This is a genomic window from Pseudomonas fluorescens, from assembly GCF_002022275.1.
GTDB classification, from domain to species: Bacteria; Pseudomonadota; Gammaproteobacteria; order Pseudomonadales; family Pseudomonadaceae; genus Aquipseudomonas; species Aquipseudomonas fluorescens_AJ.
The window spans coordinates 137800-150802 of the sequence record NZ_MSDF01000031.1 but is presented as its reverse complement, the minus strand read 5'-3'; the positions used below and the strand labels follow the sequence as shown (position 1 = coordinate 150802).

At 61.3% G+C, this 13003-nt stretch carries 12 protein-coding genes; 7 read left to right on the top strand and 5 right to left on the bottom strand.

Features of this window, described 5'->3' with window-relative positions:
• Positions 1-174 precede the first annotated feature (174 nt).
• Both BFW87_RS22615 and BFW87_RS22610 read right to left on the bottom strand, forming a co-directional pair.
• Positions 175-1494: an LLM class flavin-dependent oxidoreductase gene (locus tag BFW87_RS22615; protein WP_078741926.1), complete on the bottom strand. Its 1320-nt coding sequence runs from the start codon at positions 1492-1494 to the stop codon at positions 175-177.
• A complete protein-coding gene (locus BFW87_RS22610; RefSeq protein WP_078741925.1) occupies positions 1491-2429 on the bottom strand; it encodes an aliphatic sulfonate ABC transporter substrate-binding protein in 939 nt (312 codons plus the stop codon). Before BFW87_RS22610 ends, BFW87_RS22615 begins: the two co-directional genes overlap by 4 nt.
• A gap of 245 nt (positions 2430-2674) precedes the next feature.
• On the opposite strand from BFW87_RS22610, the gene BFW87_RS22605 reads away from it, so the two are divergent.
• Complete coding sequence (locus BFW87_RS22605) at positions 2675-3619, top strand: aliphatic sulfonate ABC transporter substrate-binding protein (protein ID WP_078741936.1); 945 nt, start codon at positions 2675-2677, stop codon at positions 3617-3619.
• 74 nt (positions 3620-3693) lie between these two features.
• Entirely contained in the window at positions 3694-3993 is a 300-nt protein-coding gene (locus BFW87_RS22600; protein WP_078741924.1) for a YciI family protein, read from the top strand.
• Positions 3994-4118: 125 nt separating this feature from the next.
• Here the strand turns inward: BFW87_RS22600 and BFW87_RS22595 are convergent, their stop codons facing one another.
• From BFW87_RS22595 to BFW87_RS22585, 3 genes are read right to left on the bottom strand one after another with little or no spacing between them, the layout of a single operon-like run.
• Positions 4119-5594 (bottom strand): FGGY family carbohydrate kinase, encoded by a 1476-nt coding sequence (locus BFW87_RS22595; protein ID WP_078741923.1) that lies wholly within the window; start codon positions 5592-5594, stop codon positions 4119-4121.
• A 5-nt stretch (positions 5595-5599) separates the two neighbouring features.
• A complete protein-coding gene (locus BFW87_RS22590; RefSeq protein WP_078741922.1) occupies positions 5600-6532 on the bottom strand; it encodes a transketolase family protein in 933 nt (310 codons plus the stop codon).
• The gene (locus tag BFW87_RS22585) at positions 6522-7358 is read right to left on the bottom strand and encodes a transketolase (RefSeq protein WP_078741921.1); all 837 of its coding nucleotides are present in this window, start codon (positions 7356-7358) and stop codon (positions 6522-6524) included. The genes BFW87_RS22590 and BFW87_RS22585 overlap by 11 nt, the downstream gene beginning before the upstream one ends.
• Before the next feature lie 361 nt (positions 7359-7719).
• Here BFW87_RS22585 and BFW87_RS22580 point away from each other — a divergent pair, with 361 nt between their 5' ends.
• From BFW87_RS22580 to BFW87_RS22560, 5 genes are all read left to right on the top strand, one after another.
• Positions 7720-8727 (top strand): ABC transporter permease, encoded by a 1008-nt coding sequence (locus BFW87_RS22580; RefSeq protein WP_016969839.1) that lies wholly within the window; start codon positions 7720-7722, stop codon positions 8725-8727.
• Between the two features lie 50 nt (positions 8728-8777).
• Positions 8778-9710: a sugar ABC transporter substrate-binding protein gene (locus tag BFW87_RS22575; protein WP_078741920.1), complete on the top strand. Its 933-nt coding sequence runs from the start codon at positions 8778-8780 to the stop codon at positions 9708-9710.
• A 14-nt stretch (positions 9711-9724) separates the two neighbouring features.
• Positions 9725-11233 (top strand): sugar ABC transporter ATP-binding protein, encoded by a 1509-nt coding sequence (locus BFW87_RS22570; RefSeq protein ID WP_078741919.1) that lies wholly within the window; start codon positions 9725-9727, stop codon positions 11231-11233.
• Positions 11234-11390: 157 nt separating this feature from the next.
• Positions 11391-12155: an SDR family oxidoreductase gene (locus tag BFW87_RS22565; protein ID WP_078741918.1), complete on the top strand. Its 765-nt coding sequence runs from the start codon at positions 11391-11393 to the stop codon at positions 12153-12155.
• Between the two features lie 21 nt (positions 12156-12176).
• Complete coding sequence (locus BFW87_RS22560) at positions 12177-12977, top strand: SDR family oxidoreductase (protein WP_078741917.1); 801 nt, start codon at positions 12177-12179, stop codon at positions 12975-12977.
• The last annotated feature ends 26 nt before the right edge of the window (positions 12978-13003 follow it).

The following is a 13003-nucleotide window of genomic DNA, read 5'->3' as shown; positions in this document are numbered from 1 at the left end:
CGCGGCGGCCCACGGATTCAAGCCGGAGTGAGGGCACACCGAGCCTAGGCGAGGTGCCGAGTGGTGGGGCGAAGACCTTTTGGTTACTTTTGGGTCTTTCCAAAAGTGACCCGCCGTAAGGGCGGAACCATAAGCCGCCGTTACCCCAATAACGGATATACACGCAGACCAAGCCTACAACCCCACCAACCCCAAATGCTCCCGCAACGTAGCCCCTTCATAAGCCCGACGAAACAACCCCTTCCCCTGCAACTGCGGAATCACACTCTCCACAAACTCCGTAAACGACCCCGGCAAATACCCCGGCGAAATCACAAACCCGTCACACCCGCCCCCCTCAAAAAGCTCCGCCAACTGATCAGCAACCTGCGCCCCAGTCCCCACCAACTGCGGCACCCGCACACTGCTGGCAAAAATCCTCCCAAGCTGCTCCAGCGTGGTCTGCGGCCCCTGCATCAACAACTTCTCAGCCGCCGCCGGAGGAATGAGCGGCGACCGCGCAATCTCGGCCAACGTCGCCGAAAGAGCAAACGACGACAAATCCACATTCAACTGCGAAGCCAGCGTCACCAACCCCAACTCAGGCCGCGCCAACGCATTGTGCTTGTCACGCTTGGCCCGGGCCTCAGCCTCACTGCCCCCAATAAACGGCATCACCGCCGTCAACACCTTGCAACTGTCCGCCTCACGCCCCTGCTGCACCACCTGCGCCCGCACATCATCACGAAACGCCCGCATCGCCGCCAAATGCGGGTGAATCGTAAAAATCGCCTCCGCCCAACGCGCCCCAAACCGCCGCCCGCGCCCGGAAGACCCGGCCTGAATCAACACCGGCCGCCCCTGCGGCGTGCGCGGAATGTTCAGCGGCCCTTCAACCTTGAACCAATCACCCTGATGCTGCACCGACTGAATCAACGCCGGATCCGCCAGCACACCACTCTCGCGATCCAGCTTGAGCGCGCCCTTGCCCCAACTGTTCCACAGCTTGAGCGCAACCTCGACAAACTCATCCGCGCGGTCGTAACGCAAGTCGTGCTCCAGATGCTTGTCCTTGCCGAACAGGCGCCCTTCGCTGTCGTTCATCGAGGTCACGATATTCCACGCCGCACGCCCCTTGGACAGGTGGTCAAGCGTGGCAAACTCACGGGCAATATGCGCCGGTTCGTAATAGGTGGTGGAACGCGTCGCGCCAAGCCCCAGCTTGCTGGTCTGGCCGATCAGGTAGGACAGAATCGGCAACGGATCCAAGCGCGTTGCATCCTGAGCACCGTAGCGCAACGCAAACTCCCGGGAACCGCCCATCTGGTCGCCCACCGCCAGGCGATCGGCAAAGAACAGGAAGTCGAACAGCCCCTCCTCAACCACCTTGGCAATACGCGAGTAATACTCGGGATCGAGGTAGTTGCCGACCGTTTCCGGGTGGCGCCACACCGCATGGCTGTGGACCACAGGCCCGCTTAACAGAAAGGCAGAGAGATGGATTTGACGGCTCATGGTTTTGGCGTCCACACGGCGATATCGGACACGTTCAACGGCTTGGGTATCAGCTTGGCGGCGTAGTAGGTGTCGGCGATGCGTTGCTGTTCGGCGAGGTTTTTCACCTCGACCGGAATGATGTCGTAGCTGCGCCGGCTATTGGCGAGTTCCACCGTGGCCGTCGGGATATTGCCCCACAGCGGCCCAAGAATTTCAGCAGCTTCCTTGGGGTGGGCTTTGACCCATTGACCCGTCTCACGCAGGGTGTCGAAGGTGACTTGCAGCACGTCCGGGTGAGCCTTGGCGAATTTTGTGGTGGCCACATAGAAGCGGTTGTAGCGGGCCAAGCCATCCTTGCCGTCAGCGATCACGCGCACATGGTGTTCAAGTTGCTGAGTGGCCAGGAACGGGTCCCAGATCACCCAGGCATCCACGCTGCCGTTGGCAAAGGCTGCACCGCCGTCGGGGGCTTCGAGGTAGCGCGGGGTGATATCGGCGAGGGTCAGGCCGGCTTTTTTCAGTGCACTAATCAATAGAAAGTTGCTGCCCGAGCCTTTGGACACGGCGACGGTCTTGCCTTTCAGGTCGGCAATGCCATGAATCGGCGACGCGTTCTGGACGATGATCGCCTGGGCGCCGGGGGAAGAGTTTTCCTGAGCGTAATAGGTCAGCGGCGCGTCGGCAGCCTGGGTGAACAGGGCAAAGGCATCGGCCACATCCGCGTGCAGATCCACGCTGCCGGCGTTCAGCGAGCTGAGCAAGCCGGTGCTGAACTCATGCCAATTGACCGTGAAGCCCAGGGGTTTGAGGCGCTGTTCCAGTTGCCCGTTTTGTTTGAGCAGAATCCACAGCGTGGAAGAACGCTGGTAGCTGATATCCAGGGTTTGCTCAGCGTGGGCCGCAGCAGCCGCGAACAGCAGGCTGGCGGCGACGATCAGTTTTTTGAATGTCATGGAAGGCCTTGGCGTGGGAACGGTAAAGGCGACTGCATATGCCAAAACACGGCATAAGGCCGACGAAATAAGATAAATCGATTATATTAATGACGACGGATTATGAAAGAACCATATAATTCTATGGTTATGCCCGATCGCTCGAAAGGCTGAAAAAGCGCCCTAAGCTCAGATCGAAAGAGTATTTATCGAATGCTTTTTAGAACTTTATGCTTAGTGATATTTCGTTGAAGATCGAGCGCGCCATGTCTATCCGCCGTCCCCTCGCCGTAGTTTTGGGTTTGCTGGCCTTTTCCGTCGCTGCGGGCGTGGAGGCTCAAGAAACCGTGCGTATCGGTTACCAGAAATCCTCGACCCTGATCACCCTGCTGAAAACCCAGGGCACCCTGGAAAAAGCCCTCAAGGCCGATAACATCGATGTGTCCTGGCACGAGTTCCCCAGCGGCCTGCCGCTGCTGGAAGCGCTGAACATCGGCAACGTGGACATCAGCGCCGACGTGGCCGACACCGTGCCGATCTTCGCCCAGGCAGCCCAGGCCAAACTCACCTATTTCGCCCAGGAGGCGCCCTCGCCTTCAGCCCAGGCCATCGTGGTACGAGAGGACTCGCCGATCCAGCAGTTGGCGGATTTGAAGGGCAAAAAAATCGCGGTCACCAAAGCCGCGGGCACGCACTATTTGCTGATCGCCGCACTGGCCAAGGCAGGCCTGGCGTTCTCCGATATTGAACCGGCTTACCTGTCCCCCGCTGACGGTCGCGCCGCGTTCGAGAACAACAAGGTCGATGCCTGGGTCACCTGGGAACCCTTCCTCACAGGTGTGCAACGTCAACTGCCAACCCGTACCTTGGCCGATGGCGCCGGGCTGGCCAGCTACAAGCGTTACTACCTGACAGGCACGCCTTACGCCAAGGCCCACCCCGAGGTGTTGAAGCTGGTGTATGCGCAGTTGGAACAGGCCGGCAAATGGGTGAAAACCCACCCGCAGGACGCTGCCAAAGTACTCGGCCCGCTGTGGGGCAATCTGGACACGGCAACCGTCGAAGCCGCCAACGCACACCGCAGCTATCTGGTGCAGCCCGTGACGATCGATCAGTTGGGTGAACAGCAAAAGATCGCTGATGCCTTCTTCAAGGCCGGGCTGTTGCCCAAGGCGGTGGATGCCAAGGATGTGCAGACCTGGCAGCCGTGAGAAGTTTCATTTGGCAACCCAAACGAGTTGTCGCATAAAGGGTATTCCCTTCGTCTCTTGGCAGGCCTTCTTCCATGATTTTCGCCATCCATGCACTGTATAAATCCGGCATGACCGAGCAACGCGCTGCACTGCTCTCCACCCACCGTGAATACCTCGGCATCGTGGCCGAACGCATCGCGTTTGCCGGGCCGTTGTTGGGCGCTGCGGGCGAGCCTGTGGGGTCGTTGATGGTGGCGGACTTTGATGACGAGGCCCATGTGCAGGCCTGGCTGGCGGAGGAGCCGTTTACACAAGCTGGGTTGTTTGCGCAGTTGGATGTGCAGATTTTTCAGAACCGCTGGGTGCAGAAGACCGGCTTTCCCGAGGCCTGAGGCACAACTCGGTCGACTGTGGGAGCTGGCTTGCCTGCGATGGCGGCCTGTCAGCTACTACTTTTGTAACTGAACCACCGCTATCGCAGGCAAGCCAGCTCCCACATTTTGATCCTCATCAGGCGTTAGAGCAGTGTGCGGGCCAGGGCTTTTTTCCATTCCCCGTAACGTCCGGCCATTGCCGGATCATCCTGCGGCTCAAACCGCTCGCGCTGGCGCTCCAGCTCACCCAACGCCACATCACTCGCCCACACCCCCAGCGCCCTGCCCGCCAGATGCGCCGCGCCCAATGCCGACACCTCCGGCGACAGGCTGCGTACCACCGGGCGTTGCAGCAAGTCGGCCAAAAACTGCATCAGCCAGCGGTTGCGTGTGGCGCCGCCGTCGACCCAGAGTTCTTTTAACGGGCTGCCGATGTCCTGCTGCATCGCCTCAAACACATCACGAATCTGATAACCGATGGACTCCAGCGATGCGCGCAAAATATGCGCGCCCGAGGTGGCTTCGGTCAGCCCGCAGATCAGGCCACGGGCATCGGCCTTCCAGTGCGGCGCGCCCAGGCCAGACAGGGCCGGGACGAAATACACGCCGCCGTTGTCAGGCAATTGCGCCGCCTGTTCGGTCAGCGCATCCAAAGACTCCCCCGCCACCAGGCGCGAAGCCCACTGCACGGCAGCGCCGGTGTGGACGATGTTGCCTTCCATGCCGAAGGTGGGTTTGCTGCCGTCATGCCAGGCCAACGTGGTTGAAAGGCCATGGGTTGAGGCAATCGGGCCACTCATGGGCGTCATCAAGGATGAGCCGGTGCCGAGGGTGGCCTTGACCAGGCCGGGGGCGAAACCTCCTTGCCCGTATAGCGCGGCGTGGGAATCACCGATCATCGACATCACCGGGATGCCCGCTGGCAACCCGCCCACGGCGACGGTTTCAGCAAAGAACCCGGCGCTCGGCTGAATCGGTGCCAGTGCAGCCAAGGGAATCGCAAACAGGTCCAGCAGCTCAGGGTCCCACGCGCAGGTGTGCAGATTAAACAGCTGCGTGCGCGCAGCGTTGGAATAGTCCGTCGCAAACACCTGACCGCCGCTGAGTTTCCACAGCAACCAACTGTCCACCGTGCCCAGGCAGATTTCACCGGCTGCCGCGCGAGCATGGCCGTTATCCAGATGGTCGAGGATCCAGCGAAATTTGCCGGCGGAAAACATCGGGTCGAGGGCCAGCCCGGTCTTTTCCAGAATCAGCGCTTCGTGGCCGCGTTCATGTAGCTCGGCGCACAAGGCCGTGGAGCGTCGGCACTGCCAACTGATGCACGGCGACAACGGCTCGCCGCTGTGCCGGTCCCACGCCACCACCGATTCACGCTGGTTACTGATCGCCAGCGCGGTGATCAGCCGATTCACCTGGGCCAGGCATTCTTCAATCGCAGCCAGGGTGTTCTGCCAGATCAGCAGCGGGTCCTGCTCGGAAAACCCGGCCTGGGGATGGCTGATGCTCAATGGCCGCGAACCCCGAGCGATCACCTGTCCGAGTTCGTTGACCAGCACCGCCTTGGCATTGCTGGTGCCTTCATCTATCGCCAGGATCAGTGGCGTATGGTTTGTCATGGTATTCACCGCAACCGAGTGGCAGCCGCCACAATCCCAGCCGCGTCGATGTTATGCAAGGCGCGGGTCGGTTCGCGGGCACCGGCGGCGGCGTATTCACCGTCGCCAATGCCCAGGCGGGTCAGCGCAATGCCCAGCCCGGCTTCGGCGAGCACTTCGGCCACCAGGCTGCCAACGCCGCCATTAATGTTGTGTTCTTCCACGGTGATCACCGCGCGGGTGCCGCGCAGCGCAGTGAGCAACACGTCGCGCTGCAACGGGCGAATCGAGGACAGGTTGATCACCTGTGCCGCAATGCCCTGCTCCGCCAGCGATGCCGCTGCATCCACTGCTTCATGGACCACCGAGCCCAGGGCCACGATGCTGACGTCGGCGCCCTGGCGCAGGATATCCACCTGGCCGGGCGTGAATTGATAGTCGGCGCCATGCACATCGGGCAAGGCTTTACCATCGAGACGGATGTACACCGGGCCGTCATAACGCAACGCGTAATCCACAATCTGCCGACACTCCAGCGCATCCGCCGGGGCGAAAATCTGCACGTTGCCAAAACCACGCATCACGGAAATATCGTCAAGGCTGTGGTGAGTACTGGCCAGCGGGCCGTAACTGGTGCCCGCATTCAGACCGAACATCTTTACGTTGGCGCGGTTGTAGCAAACGTCGACCTTGATCTGCTCGTTGGCGCGCGAGATCAGAAACGGCGCCGCGTTGCAGGTCACGGCAATTTTGCCGCCCAGCGCCAAGCCCGCCGCGACGCTGACCAGCGACTGCTCGGCAATCCCGACGTTGATCAGCCGCTCCGGGAAGCGTTGCGCGAACGGGCCGATCTTGGCCGTGGACGTGGAGTCGCTGACCACCGGCACCACATCGAGCCCGGCATCGACCGCCGCGATAAAGGCGTCCACCATGACGCTCGCCAGATGTTCACTCGCCATGACTCAACTCCTCCAGTGCCGCGTTGATTTCGTCACCCTTGGGCACACGGTGGTGCCATTCGGGACGGGCTTCGATAAACGACACGCCCTTGCCTTTGATGGTGTGGGCGATCAGCACCTGGGGCGCGCCGGTTTTGGTTTGCATGGTTTCCAGGGATTCAATCAACTGGCCCACGTCGTTGCCGTCGCACTCGCTGACGCTGAAGCCGAAGGCGGCCCATTTCACGTCGAGCGGGTCGAGCGGCATGATCTCGGCCGTCAACCCGGCCAGCTGCAGCTTGTTCTTGTCGACGATCACGAACAGGTTATCCAGCTTGTACTTCGCCGCCGCCATTGCCGCCTCCCAGTTCGAGCCTTCGGCCAGCTCACCGTCGCCGGTCAGCACATAGATGCGCTTTTTGCTGCCGGACATCTTCGCCGCCAGCGCCAACCCCACCGCCACCGGCAAGCCGTGGCCGAGGGCGCCGGTGTTGAGCTCGATGCCGGGGGTTTTCTGGCGCACCGGGTGGCCGGGCAAATGGGAGTTGAAGTGTTGATAGGTCGGCAGCCACTCGGTGGGGATGTAACCCGCCTGCGCCAGGCAGCAATACAAACCGCCGACGCCGTGGCCCTTGCTCTGAATGTAGATGTCCCGTTCCGGGTCTTCGAGGCGTTCCGGGCCGGTGTTGAGGATGCGGAAATACAGGGTGGCGAGGATGTCGGTTTCCGACAGGTCGGCCCCGGTGTGGCCGCCGGCCGGTGAATCGGCGTTAAGGCGAATGACGTGGCGCCGGATCAGCCGGGCCTGTTCTTTGATCTGGTGGGCGTCGTACTGGAAGGCGTTCATGCAGCGGCTCCTGGGGGCTGACCACGTGAGGTGAAAGTGCCCAAAGCTGTCTTTGAATATTTATTCAGCAGTGACAATATATTTCTATTTAGGCGCCGATTCACAAGCAGGTCAAGTGAGGGATGCGTCGAAAAATGAAATAAAAGCCGGAAATACCTCCCGGACAGACGGCCAAAATCCCACACGCGCTACTCTATTCCGTGGCTTTGCGAGCACCGGAAGCAGCGGTTTAGAGGCATGCATAAAAAATTAAGCGCTTGACATTGACACGGTGGCACCTGAATCTGAATTAACAATCAGGCATGCATAAATATTCAAAGCACCTGAATGAACTCCAAAAAAAATAAGTCAGGAGAACAACGTGGACGCCAAAGCTACTGTCCAGCACCCGGCCGAACTCAAGCCGCCTCACCGCCCGCGGCTGGTAAAACTGCTTCCCAGCAATATCGGCGGCCCGCTGATCGGGCTTGTGCTGCTGGTGCTGGTTTTCTCCTTCAGTTCCGAATTCTTCTTCTCGCTGCGCAATGGCCTGAACATCCTTGATCAGGTCACGGTGCTGGGCATCCTTGCGATTGGCATGACGGCGGTGATCGTGATCGGCGGCATCGATTTGTCGGTCGGCTCGGTGTTGGCCTTCTCGATGATGATGCTCGGCTGGCTCTATCAGGATCAGGCGGTGCCGTTGGGCTTCGCGATTCCGATCTCGATTGCCAGCGGCATGCTTGCCGGGTTGGTGTCCGGCGGCTTGATCACCTACGCCAAGCTGCCGCCGTTCATTGCCACGCTGACCATGATGTCGGTGGCCCGTGGCCTGGCGAATATCCTCACTGAAGGCCGGCAAATCGTCGGTTACCCGGACTGGTTCACCAGCCTGGCCACGGTGCGGCATTTCGGTTTCCTGTCGGCCACGGTCGGCTTGTTTCTGGTGATGCTGGTGGTGGCCTGGGTGTTCCTGCGCTTTCGTGCCGGTGGCCGCAACCTCTACGCCATGGGCGGCAGCCCGGAAGTGGCACGCCTGTCGGGCATCAAAGTGCGCGCGATTACCTTGTGGGTGTATGCGGTCAGCGGCGCCCTCGCCGGGATCGCTGCTGTCACCCTCGCCGCACGCCTTGATTCATCGCAACCGAGTGCCGGGCTGAGCCTGGAACTGGACGCCATCGCCGCCGTGGTGATTGGCGGCGCCAGCCTCAGCGGCGGTGTGGGCAGCATCGGCGGCACGCTGGTCGGCGTGTTGATCATTGGCGTGTTGCGCAATGGCCTCAACCTGCTCGGCGTTTCGCCCTTTATTCAACAAGTGGTGATCGGCGTGGTCATCGCCCTCGCCGTGACCATCGACACCCTGCGCCGCCGCTCCAGCACTGCCCGTTAAATCTGTTCGACAGTTGACACCCCCCAACAATAAAACCAGGAGTCACCGACATGTTCAGCCCCAAGAAACTGCTCATCGCCACCGCTCTCGCTGCCGCCACCCTCACCGCCGCCGGCACCACCTGGGCCAAGGACCTGACCATCGGCCTGGCCGTGGCCAACCTGCAGGCCGACTTTTTCAACCAGATCAAGCAATCGGTGGAAGCCGAGGGCAAGGCCAAGGGGATCAAGGTGATCACCGTGGACGCCCAGGGCAACTCCTCCACCCAGGTCAGCCAGATTGAAGACCTGATCACCCGCCAGATCGACGTGCTGATCTACATCCCGGCAGGCGCCACCGCCGCCGGTGTGCCGGTGAAAGCCGCCAAGGCCGCGGGTATTCCGGTGATCGCCGTGGACCGCAACGCACCTGACGCACCGGGCGATACCTTTATCGCCAGCGACAGCGTGGCCGGGGCCAAAACCCTGGCTGAGTACGTGGGCAAGATCACTGACGGCAAAGGCCGCATTGCGATCCTGCAAGGCCAGCTCGGCACCACGCCGGAAAACGATCGCGCCAAGGGCTTTGAAGAAGGCTTGAAAGCCTTCCCGGACCTGAAGGTCGTCGCTCAGCAACCGGCTGAATGGGCTCAGGACAAAGGCTTCGCCGTGGCCCAGGACCTGCTCCAGCGTGACCCGAATATCAGCGTGTTCTTCGGCCGTGCCGATGCCATGGCACTGGGCGCAGCGCAGGCGGTCAAGGTCGCCAACCTCGATCACAAAGTCGTGGTGGTCGGTTTTGACGGTGATGTAGCCGGGCTCAAGGCCGTGGAAAGCGGCGTGCTGAACGCCACCATGACCCAGCAAACCCAGAAAATGGGGCGCCTGGCCGTAGCCTCGGCGATCGACCTGAAAGCCGGTAAAGCCGTGCCCAAGGAACAACTGCTGCCGACCGTGCTGACCACCAAAGAAAACGTCGCGCCGTTCCTGCAACAGCACCCTTGAACCCGGAGGTCGTCATGCGAGCAGCAGCTCTGGAAACGATGCCTGACGCGGTGTTGTGCCTGCGCGATATCAGCAAGGCCTACGGCCCGGTTCAGGTGTTGTCGCAGGTCAACGTGGACATTCGCCCCGGTGAAGTGTTGGCCTTGCTCGGCGAGAATGGCGCGGGTAAATCCACCTTGTCGTCGATCATCGCCGGGCTTGTGCAGCCGGAAGCCGGGGGTAGCATGACCTGGCTCGGCGAGCCCTACGCCCCCGCGTCACCGGGGGCTGCGCTGGGCGCCGGGATCGGCTTGATTCACCAGGAAATCCGCCTGCTGCCGCAATTGTCGATCGCCGAAAACATCTTCGTCGGCCGCCTGCCCATGCGTCACGGGCGGGTCGACCGCGACTACATCGAGGCCCAGGCGCAGATCCAGCTGGAACGCCTGGGGCTCAAAGTGCCCGCCTCGCGCAAGGTCGAAGGCCTGAGCGTGGCGGCGCAGCAACTGGTGGAAATCGCCAAGGCGCTGACCCTCAAGGCACGCTTGCTGATTCTGGATGAACCCACCGCCGCGCTGGGTGGTGAAGAAACCGAGCTGCTGTTTCAGCAGGTCGAACGGCTCAAGGCCGAGGGCGTTTCGTTCATCTATATCAGCCATCGCCTGGAAGAAATCGCACGCATTGCCGACCGTGTGCTGGTGCTGCGCGATGGGCGCCAGATCGCCCTGCATGCCACGGCCCAGGTGCCGGTGCGTGAGCTGGTGGAGCAGATGGTCGGGCGCAGCCTGGAGCGGATTTTCCCCACGTTGCAGGCGCCGAAAGACCAGGTGATGTTGCAAGTCAAAGACCTGAGTTGCCGCGAGTTTGCCTTGCACGGCATCGAATTCAGCGTGCGTGCCGGGGAAGTGTTCGGCATTGCCGGGGTGGTCGGCGCCGGGCGGACCGAGCTGGTGCGCACCATTGCGGGCGCGGCCCAGGACATCAAGGGCCATATGGTGCTCGACGGTGAAGTTCGCCAGTTGCGCTCACCATTCGAGGCGATTCAGGCCGGTGTGGTGCTGGTGCCCGAAGACCGCAAGCAACAAGGTGTGGTGGTGGAGCATCGGATCGAAGACAACCTGATTTATGGCAACACTGATCTATTGGATAAACGCGGTTGGGTCTTCCCTGCCCCGCTGCGCGAATTTGCACGTACGGCGGTGGCAAGGCTGGGCGTGAAAGGTGCGCCGCAGTCGCGGATTTCGAGTTTGTCCGGCGGTAATCAGCAGAAGGTGATCATTGCCAAATGGCTGGCGCGCAACCCCAAGGTGTTCATTCTCGATGAGCCCACACGCGGTATCGACGTGGGCGCGCGGGCGGCGATTTATGAAGTGATCGCAGACCTCGCGGCCAAGGGCATGGCGGTGATTGTGGTGAGTTCGGACCTGGATGAAGTGCTCGGGTTGTCCCATCGGGTGATGGTGATGAGCCGGGGGCGGCAGATGGGGATTCTGGAGCGCGGGGAAGCCACGCCGGTTTCAGTGATGGAAATGGCCACCGCCTGAATGCCTCGCCCGCACAAACAATGAAGATCCAATGTGGGAGGGGGCTTGCTCCCGATAGCGGTGGTTCAGTTGGAGTATTTTTATCTGATGTACCGCTATCGGGAGCAAGCCCCCTCCTACAGGGATCGACTGTGAATTCAAAATAACGGAGTAGTTCATGCAGCTTTTTAGTCTTCAGGGCCAGGTGGCATTTGTGACCGGCGCGGGCAGTGGGATTGGCCAGGCCATCGCGGTTGGGCTCGCCGAAGCAGGGGCCGATGTGGCCTGCTTTGATCTGCCGGGCAGCCCCGGCATCGCCAGCACCGTCGAACGCATCCAGGCCTTGGGCCGTCGCGCCCTGGCGTTGAGCGGCACCGTGACCGAGCGCGCCGCCCTTGACGCCGCCGTCGCTCGTACCGAAAGCGAACTCGGCGAACTCAGCGTGGCGGTCAACTGCGCCGGCATCGCCAATGCCCAGGCCGCCGAGGAGCTGGAACTGCAACGCTGGCAAGCCACGCTGGACATCAACCTCACCGGGATTTTCCTGAGTTGCCAGGCCCAGGCCGCCGTGATGCTGCCGCGCGGTAAGGGCGCCATCGTCAATATCGCGTCCATGTCCGGCAGCATCGTCAACCGTGGCTTGCTGCAAGCCCACTACAACACCTCCAAGGCCGGCGTAATCCACCTGAGCAAAAGCCTGGCAATGGAATGGGCCGACAAGGGCCTGCGGGTCAATTGCATCAGCCCCGGTTACACCGCAACGCCGATGAACTCGCGCCCGGAAGTCGCCGATCAGGTGAAGATTTTTGAACAGACCACGCCCATGGGCCGCATGGCAGGCGTGGAAGAAATGGTTGGCCCGGCGATTTTCCTGGTCAGCCAGGCGTCATCCTTTTGCACCGGTGTCGACCTGTTGGTCGATGGCGGTTTTGTCTGCTGGTAAGCCTTTTTGGAGTCCTTTGTCATGTCGCAACGTTTTAGCGGTAAAACCGTAGTCATCACCGGCGCCTGCCGTGGCATCGGCGCCGGGATTGCCGAGCGCTTCGCCCAGGAAGGCGCCCACCTGGTATTGGCCTCCAATGATCTGGAACGCGTGACCTTCACCGCCAACCAACTGGCCGAGGAATACAAGGTCGAGACCCTGGCGCTGGGCATCGATGTAACCAGTGAAAGCGACATCGAAAAGCTCTACCGCGAAGGCCACGCGCGGTTTGGCAGCATCGACGTGTCGGTGCAGAACGCCGGCATCATCACCATCGACCACTACGACAAAATGCCTCGCGCCGACTTCGACAAGGTGCTGCAGGTCAACACCACCGGCGTGTGGCTCGGTTGCCGCGAAGCTGCCAAGTACATGGTCAAGCAAGGCAGCGGGCGGTTGATCAACACCTCGTCCGGTCAGGGCCGCCAGGGCTTTATCTACACGCCGCACTACGCAGCGAGCAAGATGGGCGTGATCGGCATCACCCAAAGCCTGGCGCTGGAACTGGCGCGGCATAACATCACGGTCAACGCGTTTTGCCCCGGCATCATCGAAAGCGAGATGTGGGACTACAACGATCGGGTGTGGGGCGAGATCCTCAGCACCGATGAAAAGCGCTACGGCAAGGGTGAATTGATGGCCGAATGGGTCAAGAACATCCCCCTGCGCCGTGCCGGCAAACCTTCGGATGTGGCAGGGTTGGTGGCGTTTTTGGCCTCGGATGACGCGGCTTACTTGACGGGCCAGGCAATCAATATCGACGGCGGCCTGATCATGTCGTGAGGGTTTGGTATCCTCACCGGCATTGG

Bases quoted from the DNA above. Each gene is read 5' to 3' on its own strand.
- BFW87_RS22615 (WP_078741926.1), bottom strand. From the start codon at position 1,494: ATGAGCCGTCAAATCCATCTCTCTGCCTTTCTGTTAAGCGGGCCTGTG.
- BFW87_RS22610 (WP_078741925.1), bottom strand. From the start codon at position 2,429: ATGACATTCAAAAAACTGATCGTCGCCGCCAGCCTGCTGTTCGCGGCT.
- BFW87_RS22605 (WP_078741936.1), top strand. From the start codon at position 2,675: ATGTCTATCCGCCGTCCCCTCGCCGTAGTTTTGGGTTTGCTGGCCTTT.
- BFW87_RS22600 (WP_078741924.1), top strand. From the start codon at position 3,694: ATGATTTTCGCCATCCATGCACTGTATAAATCCGGCATGACCGAGCAA.
- BFW87_RS22595 (WP_078741923.1), bottom strand. From the start codon at position 5,594: ATGACAAACCATACGCCACTGATCCTGGCGATAGATGAAGGCACCAGC.
- BFW87_RS22590 (WP_078741922.1), bottom strand. From the start codon at position 6,532: ATGGCGAGTGAACATCTGGCGAGCGTCATGGTGGACGCCTTTATCGCG.
- BFW87_RS22585 (WP_078741921.1), bottom strand. From the start codon at position 7,358: ATGAACGCCTTCCAGTACGACGCCCACCAGATCAAAGAACAGGCCCGG.
- BFW87_RS22575 (WP_078741920.1), top strand. From the start codon at position 8,778: ATGTTCAGCCCCAAGAAACTGCTCATCGCCACCGCTCTCGCTGCCGCC.
- BFW87_RS22570 (WP_078741919.1), top strand. From the start codon at position 9,725: ATGCGAGCAGCAGCTCTGGAAACGATGCCTGACGCGGTGTTGTGCCTG.
- BFW87_RS22565 (WP_078741918.1), top strand. From the start codon at position 11,391: ATGCAGCTTTTTAGTCTTCAGGGCCAGGTGGCATTTGTGACCGGCGCG.
- BFW87_RS22560 (WP_078741917.1), top strand. From the start codon at position 12,177: ATGTCGCAACGTTTTAGCGGTAAAACCGTAGTCATCACCGGCGCCTGC.